At 50.3% G+C, this 17,279-nt stretch carries 25 protein-coding genes; 18 read left to right on the forward strand and 7 right to left on the reverse strand.

All coding sequences use genetic code 11. The annotated features are described in order from the left end of the window. Positions 1-1,152: 1,152 nt before the first annotated feature. On the forward strand, positions 1,153-1,365 hold the full coding sequence (gene cspE, locus BS640_RS19540) for a transcription antiterminator/RNA stability regulator CspE (protein WP_017490967.1): 213 nt from the start codon (positions 1,153-1,155) through the stop codon (positions 1,363-1,365). A gap of 351 nt (positions 1,366-1,716) precedes the next feature. Here the strand turns inward: cspE and BS640_RS19545 are convergent, their stop codons facing one another. Then, complete coding sequence (locus tag BS640_RS19545) at positions 1,717-2,046, reverse strand: Arc family DNA-binding protein (protein WP_139802847.1); 330 nt, start codon at positions 2,044-2,046, stop codon at positions 1,717-1,719. On the opposite strand from BS640_RS19545, the gene BS640_RS19550 reads away from it, so the two are divergent. Next, positions 2,047-2,208 (forward strand): Arc family DNA-binding protein, encoded by a 162-nt coding sequence (locus BS640_RS19550; protein WP_084913178.1) that lies wholly within the window; start codon positions 2,047-2,049, stop codon positions 2,206-2,208. It begins immediately after the preceding gene. Positions 2,209-2,983: 775 nt separating this feature from the next. Here the strand turns inward: BS640_RS19550 and BS640_RS19555 are convergent. The 6 genes from BS640_RS19555 to BS640_RS19580 form a co-directional block, all read right to left on the reverse strand. Further along, complete coding sequence (locus BS640_RS19555; RefSeq protein WP_017490970.1) at positions 2,984-3,193, reverse strand: hypothetical protein; 210 nt, start codon at positions 3,191-3,193, stop codon at positions 2,984-2,986. Positions 3,194-3,466: 273 nt separating this feature from the next. Further along, positions 3,467-3,682: a hypothetical protein gene (locus tag BS640_RS19560; protein ID WP_017490971.1), complete on the reverse strand. Its 216-nt coding sequence runs from the start codon at positions 3,680-3,682 to the stop codon at positions 3,467-3,469. Further along, entirely contained in the window at positions 3,675-3,872 is a 198-nt protein-coding gene (locus BS640_RS19565) for a hypothetical protein (protein ID WP_017490972.1), read from the reverse strand. Before BS640_RS19565 ends, BS640_RS19560 begins: the two co-directional genes overlap by 8 nt. Before the next feature lie 60 nt (positions 3,873-3,932). After that, on the reverse strand, positions 3,933-4,169 hold the full coding sequence (locus tag BS640_RS19570; RefSeq protein WP_017490973.1) for a hypothetical protein: 237 nt from the start codon (positions 4,167-4,169) through the stop codon (positions 3,933-3,935). Between the two features lie 109 nt (positions 4,170-4,278). Continuing rightward, complete coding sequence (locus BS640_RS19575; protein ID WP_084913179.1) at positions 4,279-4,545, reverse strand: transcriptional antitermination N peptide; 267 nt, start codon at positions 4,543-4,545, stop codon at positions 4,279-4,281. Between the two features lie 384 nt (positions 4,546-4,929). After that, on the reverse strand, positions 4,930-5,610 hold the full coding sequence (locus tag BS640_RS19580; RefSeq protein WP_084913180.1) for a LexA family protein: 681 nt from the start codon (positions 5,608-5,610) through the stop codon (positions 4,930-4,932). A 325-nt stretch (positions 5,611-5,935) separates the two neighbouring features. Between BS640_RS19580 and BS640_RS22105 the strand changes: the two genes are divergently transcribed. From BS640_RS22105 to BS640_RS19655, 16 genes are all read left to right on the forward strand, one after another. Continuing rightward, positions 5,936-6,094 carry a hypothetical protein gene (locus BS640_RS22105; RefSeq protein WP_017490976.1) on the forward strand — a complete coding sequence of 53 codons (159 nt, stop codon included), beginning with the start codon at positions 5,936-5,938 and terminating at the stop codon, positions 6,092-6,094. 12 nt (positions 6,095-6,106) lie between these two features. Then, entirely contained in the window at positions 6,107-6,301 is a 195-nt protein-coding gene (locus BS640_RS19585) for a helix-turn-helix domain-containing protein (RefSeq protein WP_017490977.1), read from the forward strand. Positions 6,302-6,342: 41 nt separating this feature from the next. Then, entirely contained in the window at positions 6,343-6,609 is a 267-nt protein-coding gene (locus BS640_RS19590; RefSeq protein ID WP_084913181.1) for a helix-turn-helix domain containing protein, read from the forward strand. Further along, positions 6,581-6,787, forward strand: coding sequence for a hypothetical protein (locus tag BS640_RS19595; RefSeq protein WP_081601392.1), 207 nt, complete (start codon positions 6,581-6,583; stop codon positions 6,785-6,787). Before BS640_RS19590 ends, BS640_RS19595 begins: the two co-directional genes overlap by 29 nt. Positions 6,788-6,897: 110 nt before the next feature. Beyond that, positions 6,898-7,515 carry a hypothetical protein gene (locus tag BS640_RS19600; RefSeq protein WP_084913182.1) on the forward strand — a complete coding sequence of 206 codons (618 nt, stop codon included), beginning with the start codon at positions 6,898-6,900 and terminating at the stop codon, positions 7,513-7,515. Positions 7,516-7,878: 363 nt separating this feature from the next. Continuing rightward, positions 7,879-8,133: a hypothetical protein gene (locus BS640_RS19605; RefSeq protein ID WP_169713502.1), complete on the forward strand. Its 255-nt coding sequence runs from the start codon at positions 7,879-7,881 to the stop codon at positions 8,131-8,133. Between the two features lie 152 nt (positions 8,134-8,285). After that, positions 8,286-9,080 (forward strand): hypothetical protein, encoded by a 795-nt coding sequence (locus BS640_RS19610; protein WP_084913183.1) that lies wholly within the window; start codon positions 8,286-8,288, stop codon positions 9,078-9,080. 16 nt (positions 9,081-9,096) lie between these two features. Then, complete coding sequence (locus BS640_RS19615) at positions 9,097-9,318, forward strand: hypothetical protein (protein ID WP_084913184.1); 222 nt, start codon at positions 9,097-9,099, stop codon at positions 9,316-9,318. A gap of 57 nt (positions 9,319-9,375) precedes the next feature. Beyond that, positions 9,376-10,932: a phage tail protein gene (locus BS640_RS19620; RefSeq protein ID WP_084913185.1), complete on the forward strand. Its 1,557-nt coding sequence runs from the start codon at positions 9,376-9,378 to the stop codon at positions 10,930-10,932. A gap of 47 nt (positions 10,933-10,979) precedes the next feature. After that, complete coding sequence (locus BS640_RS19625) at positions 10,980-11,411, forward strand: hypothetical protein (protein ID WP_084913186.1); 432 nt, start codon at positions 10,980-10,982, stop codon at positions 11,409-11,411. Between the two features lie 13 nt (positions 11,412-11,424). After that, the gene (locus BS640_RS19630; protein WP_084913187.1) at positions 11,425-11,802 is read left to right on the forward strand and encodes a hypothetical protein; all 378 of its coding nucleotides are present in this window, start codon (positions 11,425-11,427) and stop codon (positions 11,800-11,802) included. Between the two features lie 283 nt (positions 11,803-12,085). Next, entirely contained in the window at positions 12,086-14,155 is a 2,070-nt protein-coding gene (locus BS640_RS19635) for a hypothetical protein (RefSeq protein WP_084913188.1), read from the forward strand. 10 nt (positions 14,156-14,165) lie between these two features. Next, positions 14,166-15,212, forward strand: coding sequence for a hypothetical protein (locus tag BS640_RS19640; RefSeq protein ID WP_084913189.1), 1,047 nt, complete (start codon positions 14,166-14,168; stop codon positions 15,210-15,212). A gap of 2 nt (positions 15,213-15,214) precedes the next feature. Beyond that, positions 15,215-16,309: a phage late control D family protein gene (locus BS640_RS19645; protein ID WP_084913190.1), complete on the forward strand. Its 1,095-nt coding sequence runs from the start codon at positions 15,215-15,217 to the stop codon at positions 16,307-16,309. After that, a complete protein-coding gene (locus tag BS640_RS19650) occupies positions 16,306-16,902 on the forward strand; it encodes a phage baseplate assembly protein V (protein ID WP_084913191.1) in 597 nt (198 codons plus the stop codon). Before BS640_RS19645 ends, BS640_RS19650 begins: the two co-directional genes overlap by 4 nt. Positions 16,903-16,913: 11 nt before the next feature. Beyond that, positions 16,914-17,279: a phage tail protein gene (locus tag BS640_RS19655; protein WP_084913192.1), complete on the forward strand. Its 366-nt coding sequence runs from the start codon at positions 16,914-16,916 to the stop codon at positions 17,277-17,279.

Genomic DNA, 17,279 nt, shown 5'->3' on the forward strand with positions numbered 1-17,279 from the left:
TGATTATGGGTTAAGCCTCTGATTATTAATAATTAATCATAAAATTCGTATAAAATTAGGCCATTTAAGATGTCTTAGAGTTAGCATCAGACTCTCTGACACTGTTTGAATTTACAGTAGGCAGTGAATCTATTGTCCTGGCACTACTCTCTATAGTCATTTATCAGAGCCTACGTCGCTAAGTCTATTAGAAGATTGTGCAATGGAAATATTCTAATGACAGGTTTCAACCGATAGTATTTGTGAGCACTGGTAATAAAAACATGTTATTAAAAACAGTATTGACACTTTTTTTTAAATCCGTAAATTAGAACTAAACAGCGGCAATGTTGCTGTTTAAATTGGATAGATCAATTAAGTTGAAGATGTATTTGCGATAAAGGCCACGAAGTGTGTTGTATGGGATTGCCGATTTTAAGAGTAAGCTCTTTTAATATTGGTAATGTTTTAAGGCCATGTAGTCGGTATTTGTCATCGCAAAGTAGTGATGTTAGCGCGACGATGTAAGGCCATGATACACAAGTGATTGTTTGCGATATTGTTTCGTGATTAATTGAGTGTGATAATCGCAACGAAAGTAAGGCCACGCATCAAGAGTCTATGTCGCGAGGGGGAGTGTACTTGTTTAAGATGCTATTTTTGAATTGCATCATCGGGTTGTTAGAAAACTTAACGGTAAACTTAGGGAGGTTTTAGTAAAAATCAATACCCGATATTATCTTTAGTAAACGTGTACATTTAAATGTAGTATCATTAGCAGTAATAATGATTAAGTCCATTAATGTTAAATATTAAGTCTGTAGTACCTTAAAAGCCCTGACTGCAATGGTCAGGGCTTTTATTGTTTATGTCTCAATGATAAGGGTCTGGAGCACCCCATTACGCATGTTTTGGCTCAAGGAACCTTGGTGGCTCATTTAAACATCAATAAAATTAAACCTTGCTTAATAAATCAAACCAGGTCTATTATGTTGTTATCGGTTTGTAACACAGACCTTATGAAAGCAGTTTTAGTAAAGCAGTCCTCATTTCAAGTGTTATCACTAGATACCCTTCTTCATGAGCCTCCTCCTAAGTGCCCAATAAGTAACATGCTGAAAAACATGCCATGTTCGCTACGCAAGTGGCTCAAAAAAATGAAAGGAAGTCTCTATGTCTAACAAAATGACTGGTTTAGTAAAATGGTTTAACCCTGAGAAAGGCTTCGGTTTTATCACTCCTCAAGATGGCAGCAAGGACGTGTTCGTGCACTTCTCCGCTATCCAGAGCAGCGATTTTAAGACTTTAGACGAAGGTCAAAAAGTGGAGTTCTCTATCGAGAACGGCGCGAAGGGTCCTTCTGCTGCTAATGTTATCGGACTTTAATTGTCGATAATTTCGCTGGCACTTACGATAGCGATGAAGGCCTGAGCCTGAGCAGATAAGTGACAGTGATAAAAAAACCCGCTTTGAGCGGGTTTTTTGTTATAGGGAATAGGTAAATCAACGACTAAAAATACAGTTTGCTCGCTTTACTTGATCTGCAGAAATGAAAAAATAAAGCCAAATAGTGCAAGTCCAACGATCGCGAAAGCCAGCAGGCTCACAAGTAATTTCCAACCTATCACCTCGCCTCCTTAACATCAGTCTCTTCAACCTAAAGATCTTAGTAATATTTATTTAATGGTCAATAGGAGAGATGTTTTTAGCCGCTTGTGAGATGTGTATTTCCGGAGGTTATCTTTGGGTGATTTTCTCCATTTGTTTATCAAAAATCACCTGATTATCCTCGAGCCCTTTGAGGGCAGATTTGTATTTTTCTGTAATTGCAGCGTCTGGCATCAGCCCTTTGAGTATTGCTGTCACTTCCCCCATCAGATAACGGGATAGCGCATTCTGATCCGCTAACATTTTTCTTTGCTGATCGATGATGATCCTGGAGTGTTCATCATAGTGCTTTACCGTTTCAGCGGTCTGAGAGGCACCTGAAATGCTATCGTCAATCATTTGCAATATTTCAGAATTCATTGACCTGCCGTTCACTTTGGCTCGATCAGCTATAAATATATGAGCCTATTGCATACGCAAAGTAAAAGTGAACAGTTTATGATTCGCTTGCCCGAAAGAATGAAAGAAGAAATTATGCGAATGGCTGCAATGGATGGAATTTCCATCAATTCAGCAATCCTTAAGCGATTGGCTCGTTGTCTGAGAGAAGAAAGAGTCTAAAAAATAATTCATTATCCAACTATCTTACAATCTCGGTGTTTTAAACATCACGAGATGTTTGCTGTTTCCCCAAAAAACCGTCTTGGCTATCAAAAAATAAGCCATGGTATCTTGCTACCACGCAGCAGCTTATTTCGCTCGAATGGGGTAAGTGATATTTTTACTGTTAGTCTATTAAGCTTTTCCTCTTTCGTTTGGATCTCAGCCCCTCTTGGATAGTCGTATAATTTCCCCCTAAAAATACCTACTCAAAGCCCCTGTTGTAATATGGCGTTAAGCGAAACTATATTGAGTTCAATCATCGTTTTTCCCAGCCTCTTAAAGGCAACAATGCCGTTGTGAAAGCACGTCTCTTTTTGAACGCGCCTGACATTGACTTTTATCGGGTATGTTTGGGCTCAAAATAGAGGCATTCAGTTATAACTCAGTATAACTAGTCTGTTTGGGGAACGGTATTTTGCATCAGCTCATCAAAAAACACTTCAAATGCGGCAAAAGCGATGAGATGATCGTGGGTCTTGCTAGCTCAATGCTGCATCTTATTGAAAATAATGTTTATTTTAAATAATTCTCAGTGGCTGGGTAATTAGCTAGAAAATGTATTTTATTGGGTTAGCGATTCATATTGAGCAATTTAGAACCTCATTTGGGCGGTTTTTTGTTGTTGATATGAAGCTTTTGCAGAAATGAATGTCCAAAGTCGGGGCTTCACGCTATTTTCTGAAGCCCGTTAAATCATCGAGGTAGAGAGATAAGTTATGCCGTCAATCAGGCATTAACTCATTGCGGGAATAAAGAAGTTTTTTCTGGATACGATAAAGAATTTATCGCCTTTTTTAATTTTTACTCCTTCACAGCACCACTCTTTGGCGAGGGTGAAAAACTCGTCGGTGGTAACGTCAAACGCCAGCTCGATATCGATTTCGTCACCGATAGACAGTAACTCCTGAGCTTCACTAAAGCTCTTGACCTGAACCTTACTCATTAAAACATCCCTTTTATGAATTTTAAGCGGGATTAACTTAGCCTTAATTCTTGAGAAAGCCTAACAAATTAGCGATTGATAGCAATTTTTGTCAAAGTAATGCGGGGGTAATGAGATTTGGCTTAGGTTTTTATTAATTAATCTTAAAACCCATTGCACGCTATAAGTTAAATTATTTAATTTCGAGCTTTGAAGTAATTTTTTAAAATAAAAATAACTACCCGTGAGTAAATAAATGCATTTTTACGGTCACGGGTAAAATTTGGCTAGCAATTAGCGTGATATTTTTCGATTTTTTATCGACCAGACTTCTTTCTCGTGATCTTCTCTGCATTCGCAGCTGCAATAGCGGGTGCCATTAAGCGAGGGTTGCCCACAATCGCCGTTTTTACAAATCAGCGAAGGGGGGACAGGTTTGGCTCGGTTGGCGATTGCTGCGTTGAGGTGGTGTTCAAATTCTTCCATTGCTTGGTCGATGATATCAGCCATTGTGCTGCCTCCTGGGTTGCTTGTTATATGCTGTCTCTTCCATTGCCTCGTCATAACCGCGTTGATAGATTTCATCAAAGATCTTTCTGATGTAATCGACGCGGGGCAGGCTCATCGTGTGTCTTCTCTTGATTGCCATACCGGCAATATCCTCAACGTATTCATCCATGTAATCATCGAATTTGCTCATACGAACCTCGATTCTAAAAGGGGATTAAGCCCCGTATTAACGAGGCCCGATGATGTTCTTTTATGATTTGCTCCTCTCGGCCAACATGGCATCAGCCAGGGCATAGGATGCCGTACTCAGATCGGCGTAACCGTTGGCCGCGCTGGCGCTACCTTCGGAAATAACCAATCCCAGCATGGCCTTCGCGGCCAGAAAATCGCGTAGGCTCATACCGTCTTGCGCGTAGTTATGCTCCTCCAGCCAGTCGTCCTTGCTGTAAGGGCGGGGAAAGGCCTGACCACCGTTGTCCGTACTCATAGTTCCATCCTCATCATTGTGTCGACGTAAAATGTGGGCGTAAAAAAACCGCGCGAGGCGGCTTAAAGGTTTTTAAGTTTGTGCGGATGTCTGGGACTGCAATACCGCATTATTTGCGAGGCGAGACGGCAAATAGCGCGACCTGTGGCAGGCAAAGGTTATCGCCGCTTGGGTAGTAGCGCGTTTCACGAACCGACAGTGCCTTGTCCACCCGACTGATCGGCCTGCGTTTGCAGCTTAGCTCGACCCGACTTGGCCGCGCGGGTGTTACGTCCAGCTCTTTGCTGAAGTCATTGACCGCGAGCGTCTGTAAATGTTGGCGCGCTTCGCGACGGCGCGTGGCAGCGGTTCCGTTAAAAGGCGTTCTGCGTGTCATACCTGTCTCCTGAATGTGGCGGGCACTATTTATCAATATGCCCAGGTTCAAGCGGGGTTTCATCGGCTTTTCAGCCACGTAGGTGCGTCAGGCACCGTTGTAAAGAGCGGGCAGCACAGGATTCTATAGTCGCGTTCTTCCAGGCCGGTTTGAAAATAAATATTGAACTATTGGTACAAATTTCGCAAGAATTAAAAGTACATAATCTCATGAAAAATTCGTACTTTTGGTTTAAATTGTTGAGGGGTAAAGAGATTTATTTCAAAAATATTTGATGTCATTGGTTGAACAAATAACGGGGGAGGAGGATGAAAATGAACGGCAGGTACAAAAACCCAGCAGCAAGGCTGGGTTTAGGCGGTATCGTTAATCTAATAGCGCGGATTATGGCAGTCTGAACTTAGTCTCGACGGCGACGCCAATGATGCGGCAATTGCCATTGATCGGAACCATCGGCCAGGCGGGATTTAACCCCTTAAGGTATTTCTGGTTACCGTCTATCACTAACTTCTTGAACGTCGCTTCGTTGGCATCGGTCAGTTTGGCGATCACTAGTTTGCCGTTGGTGGCCTCTTTGCCGGTGTCAAACAGGACAAAGGTCCCTTCAGGAATGCTGAGCCCCATGGGGGCGGTCATCGAGTCACCGTCAACCAGTAACCAAAATCCCTCGCCCTGAATATGCGCGTCAGACTCAAGCCATTGGTCGATATCTTTTAGGCTATAAGCCTCAATGGCTTCGTTCCAGGCACCGGCCTGGACCTTGCTTATCACCGGATATTGGGTACCTCGGGTGTAAGGCCTTGGGTTGGACACGTTGCTGCCTTCACCGGTGATGATTCCCAGCTGCAGCCAGACGGGGTCAACCTTGAGAAACTTGGCCAGCTCTGCCATGACGGCAGGGCGCGGCAACGATTCTGCGTTTAACCACTTGCTCACGCCTTTTGAAGACAAACCTGTCGCGCGGGATAAGGCTATCCCACGTCCATGTTCATCAAGCCCAGCGTCTTTACAGGCCTGCGCCAGCCTCTGAGCAAATTCTTCACGCAGTTTTTCAGTTTGAACCATGAGTACGATAGTAAACCACTTGCAAAGACTTTCAGTTCAATAATAATATGTACTGAAAGTACGAAAAGGAAGGGCTTTCAGCGTTTAATTACAAAACTGCTTAGCCACCGAAGACATCTTGCTCTTTTCACAATGGACGTACTGTCCTACGTCGCTGCAAAGCGAATTAATGAATATCAGAGGGTTAGGGTGATATCTATCAAGGATATTGCCCGTCAGCATGCCAATGGATGCATTCCGTCCGTGAAGAGACTCTCACACTACGCAGTTAAGTACTCAACAAAATCGCTGAACTTCGAGCCAAACATGGCCTAAGGGGCGCCTTATGAAAATCACCTCTACCGACTTCCTGGTCATCGACATCTATTCCAACCATGACCGTAGCTGGATCTCTCGTGTCAGCACCGCAGAGCGGTGTGCCGCAATTATCAGGCGCAGTGAAGAAGTGGTTGAGATTTATCTTCGCTGGGCACGACAACTCTAGAAGGAGCAATGTATGGACATCAACGTAAAAACAATTCCCGACCTTCTGGTATCGACCAGAGGTAATCAGGCTCAACTGGCGAGGATCCTGGGCGTTAGTCGTCTAACTCTCAAGAAATATGTTAATGACCGAAAGGCTGAGGAACATGCCGTGATTAATGGCGTTCTGATGACCATCAGTCAGAGGGACAAGGTAAAAAAGTTATAAAGCGGGAATACACCACCGGCGACATCAAGAAGATTAAAGAGATGGCCGGTCAGTATTCTCCGCAGGAAATTGCAGACACTCTGAACAGAACCAAAGCCGCATTGATGGCTTTCGCAAGCCGCAACGGCATCTATTTTAGCCGCGGACCTAACAATCAGCACACTCAGGCGTCGGTCAACGAGGTAGTCAGACTCAAGGGCGAGGGCAAGTCCTATCGGCAGATTGTGGCCATCACCGGGATACCGATTTCAACCTGTGCGTATTGGTGTCGGAGGCAGCATGAAGCGAAGCTGGTTTCTACACGATAACCTCAGCACCGACGAAGCCGAACAGCTAATCCTCCAGTACCACGCCCGTCATATCCAGACCCGCAAGCAGCTTAATCCAGACCGTCTCTCATGGTGCGTTTCAGCCTATCTCGAAGAACGCAGGCGTCGGCCTCAGTCCAGCACTCGCTGGCAGAGCGCACTCGGGAGACTGACCTGATGCAGTGATTCAGCGTTCTCGGTTGTCACCTCTTACAGATAAAGAAGGAGTCGGAAAGGCTCCTCAATCTCAAGGCATTAACTAAAAATTTAGAATATTTGGGGAAATATATGAGAAAGCAAGATGCACTTTATACCTTACCTATGGTGTTAAAACAGGCGGATCTGCGCCGCGTTTGGTGTCGCGGCCGTAGAACTATTACGCCTGCGCAACGGGTATGGACGCGCTATATGCTGTCTCTATGGGGTAAACATCTCGGCGGCGATGATGCACCGACCGGCTGTGTCAGCGTGATTGGCAGACTGATGATCCGCTCTGAATGGAGCCAGGATCAGTCGGAGAGAATCATTAAGGTCGTTGAAGGTCTTTATAAAGAAGGGCTTCGCGGCGAGGAGCTGTTCAGGCGATCGCGTCAAATCGTGGTACCTGGCGCATCGATAAGCAATATTCTTGCCTCGGCCAAAGAAGAGGATGACGCCGCTTTCGTGGAGTCGGTCATGCACAAAGAGATTAAGCGCGACAGTCCGATTCGTTCCGTGGCCATCAAACGTTACTGTGAACGGCGAACTGTGCAAAATATCGCCAAAGATATCAACTACCACACCGGGTTTAACGTTCAGGCGGGTAGAAAGCGGGTGACATGGTGCGAAGAGATACTTGAAGAAGAGATGTTTTTTGCGATGAAACGCACAATAGAGAACACTGATACCCCTAATGTGGCCTATTAAGAAATTTTTATTTAAAAATCCTTGAAAAGTGAGAAATGAATCTGTATATTTACATCTAAGCTTGGAAATAAAAGCGAACAACAATGGCAGCAAGGGTTTTTCGTAATAAATAGGCAATAAGTCATTCAGTTACACACCGTTTACGTAAACCCCGCAGCGAACGAATTCAGAAGCCCTGGCAGCAATGCGAGGGCTTTTTCGTTTGCGCGCCGGGCCGCTCGTTGGCATGGCGGAACAGGCAACAGGTCTTTCACTTTCGTTGTGAAAAACAGCAAAGGCTCACTTCGGTGGGCCTTTTTTGTTCCCCGTCTCTAACCCTATTAATGACTAAGACGCGACCAACCCCGGTTGGAGGTGGAGGCCATGAAGATGAATCAAAATAGTGACGGATTCTGGACACACTACTGGGCTTCGGTAACGGCAATCGCCAGCGCCGCTGGACTGACTACTGAACAGTGGATCTACATATTCTGCGCAATCTTTGGTGCGCTTCTGTCGCTCGGTTCATATCTGGGCAATCGACGTGCTCTCAGTGCCCGGCAGGACGAAGAGGAAAAGAGAACGGAAATTCTTCGCACTTATCTTTCATCTAGAAAAGATAATTCTGCCGCGCAATAACGCCTGCGACCTCGAGAGCGATTGACGCCTCGACGAGCAGACTTTTCCCTCTGTTTTATCACCGGTGACATTAACCCGCGTTTATGTCATCTCCCGCGCCGAGCTTCACGCTACCCAATGGCGCATCACCGTTATGCAGGCACCTACGTGATATGGCCGATCCCTCAGAAATACTCAATGTTATTGCGGCTCAGGTGGCCGCAATTGTTTATCCCAACGGTACGGGCTCGCCCAGTGTTACCGGCACAGTAGTCAGTATTTACGCTGGCTGGCCCGTTCACAGCGTGCTCGACACCGATATCCAGGCCGGGATAACGCATATTTCGGTGTATCCGATGGAAGGCGAGCAAAAAATTCCCACCGCGCTAGGGCGGCCTTATCGCGCGGTAGACTGCGGAGATCCGTCGGTTATCGCAACGGTAAGCGGCACCGCCGTCACGCTATCAGGTACCGTTTCAACCCCTCAGAACCTCTACTTTCTGGTCGATGGCAGCGGTTATCATTATTCCGTGCAATCGGGTGACACACTAACGTCGATTGCGACAGCAATAACAACGCTTATTCCGAACGCCAGCAACGTCGAGGAGGTTATCAGCCTACCTCAGGCGACGCAGATAGTGGCCAGAGTGGGGGGCGTCGGTACCGAGGCGCGGGAGCTGCGCAGGCAAGCCAAAGAGTACCGCATAACCGTCTGGGCTCCGACGAGGCTGCTGCGCGATACCCTCGGTGGAGCGCTGGATGAAGGATTGTCGATTAACAGCAGTTTACAGCTCTTGGACAACCTGCCGGCTTTCATGATTTATGCACGCTCAATGTATTCCCAAAACACCCAAATCTACCGGCGTGACATGGTTTTTTCTGTGAACTATGCCACCTCGCAAACTCTCTCGGCGCCGCAGGTTGTGGCACCGGTTATGAGCATCAACGACCACACCCAAACCCTCTAAATCATCAGGAGTAATCATGGCAGATACCGATGACGTTAACGCGTCAGGCTCTACTGCGTCCGTAAGCGCAGATTCATCCTCGGCAGCGGCAGCGGCGGCGGCGTCCCTCGGCTTTATCTTGGTCACCCGCATTGCGTTTGCCGATTATCAGGTTGGCGACGAGATTACCGATGAGGATGAAATCAACGACATCCTCGCTGGCGAACTCGCCGTTTACGTGATTAAACGCGCCGCATAATCCCCTTTATTCAACATCAGAGCCCGCCTGAAGTGGGTCTTTCATTTGGAGATAGCCATGCCGATTTATCAAGCTGGCAGTTTGAACACCTCTGCGCTGACCGCGCCAGACTTATACGTCCAGGTTGTTGCACCCCAGACACAGTACATTAATGGCGTTGCGACCGACGGCCTCGGATTGGTCGGTATCGCAAGCTGGGGTCCGGTCAACAGCCCGTTCCAGATTAGTTCGGCAAGCGATCAGGCCCTGTACATCGGCAGTCAGCAGAACCGCAAATATGACCTTGCGACGGCGGTTGCCATTTCTCTGCAACTCGGTGCGACCAACCTGAACTGCGTGCGCGTCACCGACGGCACCGACATTGCCGCCAGCGTTGCTTTAAAGGATGTGGCAAGCAGTCCGGCGACGGGGGTAACCTTGACCGCAATTTACAGTGGTACCACCGGTAACAGCATCCAGGCGATGATTACCGCAGGTTCGGCGGTTAGCTCTTACAAGTTGACTATTTATCTGCCGGGCCAAACCGCCGAAGTGTTCGACAACATTACCGGCAACGGTGCGACCTTCTGGACAAATCTGGTAAATGCGGTCAATAACGGACAAACCAGCGTACGCGGCGCAAGTCAACTGGCTATCGCGACCGTTGGTACCAGCAGCGCCTTGCCAAATGTAACGGCCACTTACAGCCTGACGGGCGGCACCGACGGCGCTGCCAGCATTACTGATGCCGCGCTGGTCGGCTCCGACGGCACCAGTACTACCCGTAAAGGGATGTACGCTCTGCGTGGCACCAATTCGCAGGTCATCAACCTAGTGGGCCTCACTACCTCCACGCTGTGGCCGACGGTGAATACGTTTGCCGCCAGCGAAGGTTCTTATGCCGTCTCGCAGTTTAGCGCCGGCACTACCTATGTCTCGGCGGCAGCGCTGCTCAACACGGCAGGGGTAGACAGCTGGAACTTCAAGGCGATGGTCGGTGACTGGGTGTACTGGCTGGACAGCGTTAACGGATTGACCCGCATGGTTGAACCGGCAACCTTCGAGGCCGCCAATATTGCCGCGCGCAGTCCATCAATCTCTACGCTGAACAAAGCAATCAGCACTATCGTATCAACCCAGCGCAACCTGGCGAACCAGCCTTACTCGCTGTCTGAAATCGGGGCTATCAACTCGGCGCGTCTCGACGTCATTACCAACCCATGTCCGGGCGGCAACTACTTTGGTATCCGCTCCGGCCGTAACACCAGCTCGACCGCCAGCCAGAACGACGACACCTATACCCGCATGACCAACTACCTGTCATTAACTCTGGCAGCCAGTTTTGGCGGCGTAGTGGGGCAAAATCAGACCGCAGACCTGCGTCGCGAGACGAAAAGCACCATTGAGGCGTTTCTGCAAAACCTTGACGATCAGGGCATGATCGGCGATCCGAACGGTGCTGCCTCCTTCGCAGTTACCCTGGACTCGACCAACAATCCGGATTCTCAGGTTGCACTCGGCTACATGCAGGCCGACGTCGCGGTCAAGTATCTGAACGTCGTACGTTATTTCCTGATTAACCTCGAAGGCGGCGGCAGCGTCACCATCACGGTTTCTAACTCAGCGTCTAACTAATCACCCTCAAGACCCGCCACGGCGGGTTTTCTCTCTGGAGCAAGACTATGCCGCAAAATGGATACACTCTTGGCCGCGATATCGCCGTCGATATCGTCACCGCCTACGGAACTCTGCGCATTCCGCAGGTCATCAGCTTTGACGCGAAACCTAAAGTCAACAGCCTTGAAATCACCCCCCTGAACGGCCTGACCGATGAGCTGCTTATCCCTAAAAACTGGGGCGGCACCATCGAAGCCGAACGTCAGGATGCGACTCTCGACGCTTGGTGGGCGCAGTGGGAAGCCGATTACTACAGCGGCGTGAATCGCGCAGCAGGCACCATCACCGAGACTATCGAAGAAGTGAATGGCTCCGTCAGCGTCTGGCGTTATACGAATGTTCAGATCCACTTTACGGATCCGGGTAAGAAGTCTGGCGACCAGACTGTTCGTCAGTCCATGACCTTTACCGCACAACGCCGCATCCGCGTATCTTGATTGAGAGAAAGAAATGGCAAAGTTAAACGTCCACGAAACGAAAGATGAAGACCTGAAACAGCCTGTGGAAGAGGGCGGCACTGTGACCGACGTTCGGGGTCGCGTGATTAAAATTCGCGAACTGGATGCCGTGCAGGAGGCGCGCGTCTTCTGCGCAGCGGGCGCGGAAGACGCAGTAAATATGCCTTACATGAACATGTACGTTTTTCCTACGGCGCGGGTGGAGGAAATTGACGGTGAAAAATATGCCGTTCCTACCAATAAGCTGCAGATAAACGGCATGCTCAGTGTGTTGGGAAAAGCCGGATTAAATGCGGTTCAGGAGTTTATTTTCCAAAAAATTGGCGAAGAAAATGCCGGTCAACTGGATGACAACGCCGCAAAAAACTAGCCCAGAACCCCGAGTTTCGCAATCAATGTTGGTTGATGAAAAACGGGGTTCCTTTCCATATTGTTTTTAAAATAACCGAGCTTTTGCCGCATGAAAGATTCGCGATGGCGGTCGTCTTTAGCGAATTCGAGGGCAACAAGTTTAACTGGACGACGAAACAGTTTGAGGAGTCGGGCTGATGGAATCGGCTAATTTACCGGTAAAGCGGCTGACTCCTCGACCTGCATTTCAATAACCCCGGCCCACATGCTGGGGTTTTTCATTTTTTAACAAGAGGTTGTCTATGGACGTGAGGGCTTATCAAGATGCGGTGCGGCAGGCTTTAGATGACCAGATGACCCACAGTATGATGAACTTCAGTCAGCAAGCGAAGACGCTGAATGAGCGGTTCATTCAGATGACGAAGAACATCAAAAGCGTTTCAACAGCGGCAAAAGATGCGCAAAAAGTCCTCAGCGGTATGAGTGAGGCGATGAAGAATCAGTTTTCCAACGCTATCAAGGGCGCAAAAGATTATGCCTCGGCGTTGAAAATGGTCACCACCCATGCGCGGGATGCGGCAAAAGCGGGTACAGATCAGGCCAAAAGCGGCGCAGGAAGGAAAAGCCGTAGGGGCAACAAGAACTCAGAGAGGTCAGGCCACGAAGAAGAAAAAAAATCAGATGATGACGGTGAGTCCGGACTAGAGAAGGCCAAAAAGCTTTACGAGGTTTTCAGTCAAATCAACGCCACGGGCGTGGCCTACCAAAAGCTGCTGGAGGGGTTGCGGGCTCGAGGCCTCGATGATGCTCAACTGAGCCAGGCGAACGATTTCGTTTATACCAACAACATTCCTGATACCTCACGCCTGGACCGGATGAGCATTCTCGCCGATGCTCAAAATACGTTTAACGCGGACGGTCTGGGCAAGCAAAAGTCTCTACAGGCCGCCGAGGTGATGATGCCAGTGTTGGCACGTTACGACGTCGCCTCGAAAATGCTTGATGATGCCTATGACCCCTTAAAAGACCCCAACCGCGGAGTCATTAATAAACTCGTAGAATCAATGGGCGCGTTAAACGACCCGAAGCGGGCCTCTGAGATAGCCGATGGGGTGTTTAAGTACACTCAGGGTACCCATCAGACAATCGATCAAAAGAAATTTGAGGCATTCGTCAGCAGCAATAGCCCGGCTACACGCAGGCAAAATATTGCCTCTCTCTTTGGTGTGCTTGAACCGGTGATTGACGACATGGGGGGTGATGCGGCCGCCTCTGGAATGCAAAAGGCGGCCAATCATATCAACGGCAAAATGGCGTCGGTGCCGAAAAACCTTCGTCAGGAGCTTGCTCGTTTAGACATTGCCAATGCCAGCGGAAACGGACAGACGCAGACTCTGAGTGACCTGCAGTCCTCGGACATTGCCCGCTACACCCAGAAGCTGATGGCCATCTATGCCGCTCACGGCATTAACAGTGCCGCCGACAGGCAGCGTGAAAACAGCCTTCTGTTTGGCAGCTCGGGTGCGAAAGTTTATGACAAAATCATGGAGTCTGCCCTCAAGACACAGCCGGGATATAACAGCGTTACCGGTATTGCGTCAGTTCTCGACTCTCCGCGTAGTCGCGTGCTGATGGCAAAAGACCAGGTTGCCAAGAAATATCAGGATATGCAGCTCACGATTGCCGATAAAGGAAAGGTCACGGACATTTTTGCTAAGGGGGAAGATATCCTCTCCGGCGCCATGGCTATAGGCACAAACTTTATGGACAAGCACCCGTTATTAACCTCAATAGGCACTGACGCCACCTTGGCCTATGGTGCACTTTCCGGGCTCAAGGGCGGTTGGTCAATGCTGAAGAAGGCCGCAGGTGCACTGGGCAATCCATTAAAGTTACTCGAAAAAGTGGGCGGCAGAGCAGCATTGACCACGGCGGCCGAGGCGATACCCGAGGCCGTTGCAATGATAGGCGGATGGCCGGTAATTGCCGCGGGTGCCGCTGTGGCAGCGACGGGGTATGGCGGATATCAGCTCTATAAGCACTTCAATCAAGACAGTCCTGCAGGCGAGCCGTTAAACGCCGTTGCTAGCAAAGGGGCTGCGGACTTTAATGTCAGCAATCCGGATTCGGCCGCGCAGTACCGCCATCTGATTAACCCAGGCCAATATCCTGCGGTGCCTCCGGCATTTTCCTCTGCCGCGCCTCAGCCGGTCAATCTGCTGCTTACCCACGAAGGGCGTCAGGTGCTTATCGCGACCGTTATCGGTGGAATAAGCAAAGAGGCCTCCAAACCAAGAAGCGGCGTCAGCGGTTTCGATCCTTCACAGCTATTTTTACCGCCCGGCTCGGTAAGTAAACTGGCCACCAATTAACGGAGTTTTTATGTCGGTAATAAGCGTGCTGAATAAATTAGCCCCGGCGACAGACACCACCACGACCCGCCTGAAACTCGGGGACTTTCAGTTTACCGACTTCGAAGTGCCCGAGCGCCTGTCGATCCCGGCTAAACAGAAAACCGTGATGCACCAAATGATTGGCGGCAAGCGAGTCGTCGACGTGCTTGGCGTGGAGTACGACGCGTTTAGCTGGTCGGGCACGATTACCGGGGCCAATGCGGGGGATCGGGTGACCACGCTCGAACGTATGCGTGACGCTGGGAAGATGCTGACCATGACCCTCGGGACCTACAGTTTCAACGTCGTGATCACCGCCTTTACGCCAGTGTTCGAGTTTGTCTATCGCAGACCCTACACCCTTGAGGTGGCGATCGTTGAGCGTACTGACGCGCCGGTCCGCGCCGATACCCTGACCGGCGCCCTTAATGCGCTCGTTAACAGCGATCTGGGCAAGGCGCTGGATCTCGCCGCGGTGGTCAACGCCTCATCGGTTAAAGATGTGACCACCAGCGCGACTTCGGCGGTAAGCGGCGTGACGTCGGCGATGGCCACGGTGCAGTCGGCGGTCAATCAGGTGACTGACTTTGCGCATGCGACCATTGATACCGTGCAAACGGTGGTCAGGCCGATAGTCGCCGCGCAGAAGGTCGTCAGCCAGGCGATTACGCAGGTGGAGGCCGAGGCGACCAAAATCACCACCCTCGGTGGGCTGGTACCTGGGAATCCTATCTCAAAAACCATCACCAACTTACTGAGCCAGGTCAAAACAGCGACCCAGCTCCCGGCGTTATATCAGTTGCAGAGCGTGCTCGGCCGGTTGAGTAAGAACGTTCAGTCGGGCCAGACCGCCGACGGCGTTCGTACCATTACCCACTCCGGCGGCAACCTCTTTCAGGTGGCATCCGAGCAGTTGGGTGACGCCTCGCTCTGGACCGCGCTGGCGACGGTTAACCACCTTACTGATACCTCGCTCACCGGCATCAATACGCTGATCGTTCCTTCAAACCCGACGAACGACCTTCAAACGAGCTAACTATGGATATTAATAACGCGATAGTGACGTCCGGCGTGCGAAATATCGGCGGTCGCTGCCTGTTAAACGGCGTTGAGGTGCCTTTTGTCACCTTTGACGTGGAAAGTAATTCCTTCCGTTCGGCCTCTACCTTCAACCTGACGCTGGCAACCTCTGCGCTTCCGGATGCAATGGGACTGCTCAATTACTGGTCCACGCAGACCACCATCAAGGTCGAGCTCTCGGTCAAGTTGGTGACGCAGTCCGGTATCGACGAGAAAAAGCTGATTGTCGGCAATATTGATGATTGGGATTTTAATCCGGCGCATTTTGAAATTACCGCCAGCGGGCGCGACTATACCGGCCTGCTGATCGACGCCAAGTCGGCTGGAGAGAGTTTCAAAAACTACACCAGCTCGCAGATTGCCAGCCTTTTGGCGCAGCGCCACGGATTGACCCCGATGGTCACGGCGACCACCGGTCGCTTTGGTGAGTTTTATCAGATTGATTCAGCGCATCTGACCGGCGAACAGACCGAGTGGGACCTGCTGAATACGTTGGCGAGCATAGAGGGATATTCGGTCTACGTGGAGGATAACAGCCTCTATTTTCAGCCGGCGCCTGACCCCGCGAAAGCCGACAACTACGTGATTCGTTGGCAGCCGCCGGGGTCACTGACCTACCCGCAGTGTAATCTGTCTGATGACCTGCATTTCACCCGGGCGCTGACGATTGCAAAAGGCGTCAAGGTCGAGGTGAAGAGCTGGAACTCTAAACGCAAAAACAAGCAGTTTGTTGCCACCTACCCTAAGACCTCGACCCAGGAAAATCCGCAGGTTTACACCATCATCCGTAACGGACTTACCCCGGAGTCAGCGGACGCACTGGCGCTCTCGCTTTATAAGAGCATCGTGCAGCACGAAATGAAGTTTACCGCCTCGACGGCGGGGGACAATCTGCTCACCCCGCATACGCTGGTGCGTATTGAGGGGACTCAAAGCCCGTTTGACCAGATTTATTACTGTGACAGCGTGCGCCGGACCTTAAGTTGGGATTCGGGTTACACCATGTCAATTTCCGGCAAGAACCATAGCCCAGCACTGGATGTCTCCTCATGAAAGCATTAATGAACGCGATGGCGAGCCGAGCCATGCAGGCGAGCGCCGGGGATACCGGCACGCGGCAGGGCATCATTACTGCCTACGATCCCGCTGCCTATGCCGTCAAGGTTCAACTACAGCCCACCGGCGAAGAAACCGGCTGGATACCGCTGCAATCTCCGTGGGTCGGCAACGGCTGGGGCCTTGTCGCCGGACCGGTGATTGGCGCAGTGGTGGTCATCGAACCCGACTCTTTCAACATCGGCAATGGCGTCGTGGCCGGGCAGCTGTTTAACGACATTGACCGCCCCCCTGCGGTGCCATCGGGTGAGTTCTGGCTCGTTCATCAGTCCGGTTCTTTGCTGAAGTTCACCAACGACGGGCAGGTGCGGGTCAGTTCGACGGAGAAAATTACCTATACCGCACCGGCCCATCACTTTATCGGCGGCGACGTGACCGTCGATGAAAATCTGATTGTGGTGAAAGATATCTATGACCAGAACCAAGCATCTGGCTCGGTAAAGACCCTTCGCACTACCTATAACGGCCATACCCATCACGAGAACGGGCAGGGGAGTAATACCAACGGCCCGAACCAGCAAATCACCTAAGCGGGAAACCCATGAAGGATATTTATCACTATATAGGCGGTGACCTAAGCACCTCGCCGACGGGAGACCTGCGTCCCGTGGAGAGTACCGAGCGCGGTAAGCAGAGGGTTCTCAGGCGGCTCATGACCAATCCGGGGGATTATATTTTTCACCCCGCCTACGGCGCCGGCCTGGGCCAAAAGGTCGGTGAGTCAGTCAACATCAATGAATGGAAAGCGCTGATACTCGGACAAATGCTTCTCGAGGATGCGGTGGCGCAGGATCCGACCCCCACCGTCACCCTGACCATTATCGAACAGGGCGTCAGCGTCTACGTCAGTTACACCGACGCAACAACCGGTACCCCTGCAACTCTCAGTTTCGACGTGACGAGGTAA

The organism is Rouxiella badensis (assembly GCF_002093665.1).
Lineage (GTDB): Bacteria > Pseudomonadota > Gammaproteobacteria > Enterobacterales > Enterobacteriaceae > Rouxiella > Rouxiella badensis.

What these genes read in the sequence shown, in the direction of transcription:
- cspE (WP_017490967.1), top strand. Translation starts at nt 1,153, where the DNA reads ATGTCTAACAAAATGACTGGTTTAGTAAAATGGTTTAACCCTGAGAAA.
- BS640_RS19550 (WP_084913178.1), top strand. Translation starts at nt 2,047, where the DNA reads ATGAGCCTATTGCATACGCAAAGTAAAAGTGAACAGTTTATGATTCGC.
- BS640_RS19555 (WP_017490970.1), bottom strand. Translation starts at nt 3,193, where the DNA reads ATGAGTAAGGTTCAGGTCAAGAGCTTTAGTGAAGCTCAGGAGTTACTG.
- BS640_RS19560 (WP_017490971.1), bottom strand. Translation starts at nt 3,682, where the DNA reads ATGGCTGATATCATCGACCAAGCAATGGAAGAATTTGAACACCACCTC.
- BS640_RS19565 (WP_017490972.1), bottom strand. Translation starts at nt 3,872, where the DNA reads ATGAGCAAATTCGATGATTACATGGATGAATACGTTGAGGATATTGCC.
- BS640_RS19570 (WP_017490973.1), bottom strand. Translation starts at nt 4,169, where the DNA reads ATGAGTACGGACAACGGTGGTCAGGCCTTTCCCCGCCCTTACAGCAAG.
- BS640_RS19575 (WP_084913179.1), bottom strand. Translation starts at nt 4,545, where the DNA reads ATGACACGCAGAACGCCTTTTAACGGAACCGCTGCCACGCGCCGTCGC.
- BS640_RS19580 (WP_084913180.1), bottom strand. Translation starts at nt 5,610, where the DNA reads ATGGTTCAAACTGAAAAACTGCGTGAAGAATTTGCTCAGAGGCTGGCG.
- BS640_RS22105 (WP_017490976.1), top strand. Translation starts at nt 5,936, where the DNA reads ATGAAAATCACCTCTACCGACTTCCTGGTCATCGACATCTATTCCAAC.
- BS640_RS19585 (WP_017490977.1), top strand. Translation starts at nt 6,107, where the DNA reads ATGGACATCAACGTAAAAACAATTCCCGACCTTCTGGTATCGACCAGA.
- BS640_RS19590 (WP_084913181.1), top strand. Translation starts at nt 6,343, where the DNA reads ATGGCCGGTCAGTATTCTCCGCAGGAAATTGCAGACACTCTGAACAGA.
- BS640_RS19595 (WP_081601392.1), top strand. Translation starts at nt 6,581, where the DNA reads ATGAAGCGAAGCTGGTTTCTACACGATAACCTCAGCACCGACGAAGCC.
- BS640_RS19600 (WP_084913182.1), top strand. Translation starts at nt 6,898, where the DNA reads ATGAGAAAGCAAGATGCACTTTATACCTTACCTATGGTGTTAAAACAG.
- BS640_RS19605 (WP_169713502.1), top strand. Translation starts at nt 7,879, where the DNA reads ATGAAGATGAATCAAAATAGTGACGGATTCTGGACACACTACTGGGCT.
- BS640_RS19610 (WP_084913183.1), top strand. Translation starts at nt 8,286, where the DNA reads ATGGCCGATCCCTCAGAAATACTCAATGTTATTGCGGCTCAGGTGGCC.
- BS640_RS19615 (WP_084913184.1), top strand. Translation starts at nt 9,097, where the DNA reads ATGGCAGATACCGATGACGTTAACGCGTCAGGCTCTACTGCGTCCGTA.
- BS640_RS19620 (WP_084913185.1), top strand. Translation starts at nt 9,376, where the DNA reads ATGCCGATTTATCAAGCTGGCAGTTTGAACACCTCTGCGCTGACCGCG.
- BS640_RS19625 (WP_084913186.1), top strand. Translation starts at nt 10,980, where the DNA reads ATGCCGCAAAATGGATACACTCTTGGCCGCGATATCGCCGTCGATATC.
- BS640_RS19630 (WP_084913187.1), top strand. Translation starts at nt 11,425, where the DNA reads ATGGCAAAGTTAAACGTCCACGAAACGAAAGATGAAGACCTGAAACAG.
- BS640_RS19635 (WP_084913188.1), top strand. Translation starts at nt 12,086, where the DNA reads ATGGACGTGAGGGCTTATCAAGATGCGGTGCGGCAGGCTTTAGATGAC.
- BS640_RS19640 (WP_084913189.1), top strand. Translation starts at nt 14,166, where the DNA reads ATGTCGGTAATAAGCGTGCTGAATAAATTAGCCCCGGCGACAGACACC.
- BS640_RS19645 (WP_084913190.1), top strand. Translation starts at nt 15,215, where the DNA reads ATGGATATTAATAACGCGATAGTGACGTCCGGCGTGCGAAATATCGGC.
- BS640_RS19650 (WP_084913191.1), top strand. Translation starts at nt 16,306, where the DNA reads ATGAAAGCATTAATGAACGCGATGGCGAGCCGAGCCATGCAGGCGAGC.
- BS640_RS19655 (WP_084913192.1), top strand. Translation starts at nt 16,914, where the DNA reads ATGAAGGATATTTATCACTATATAGGCGGTGACCTAAGCACCTCGCCG.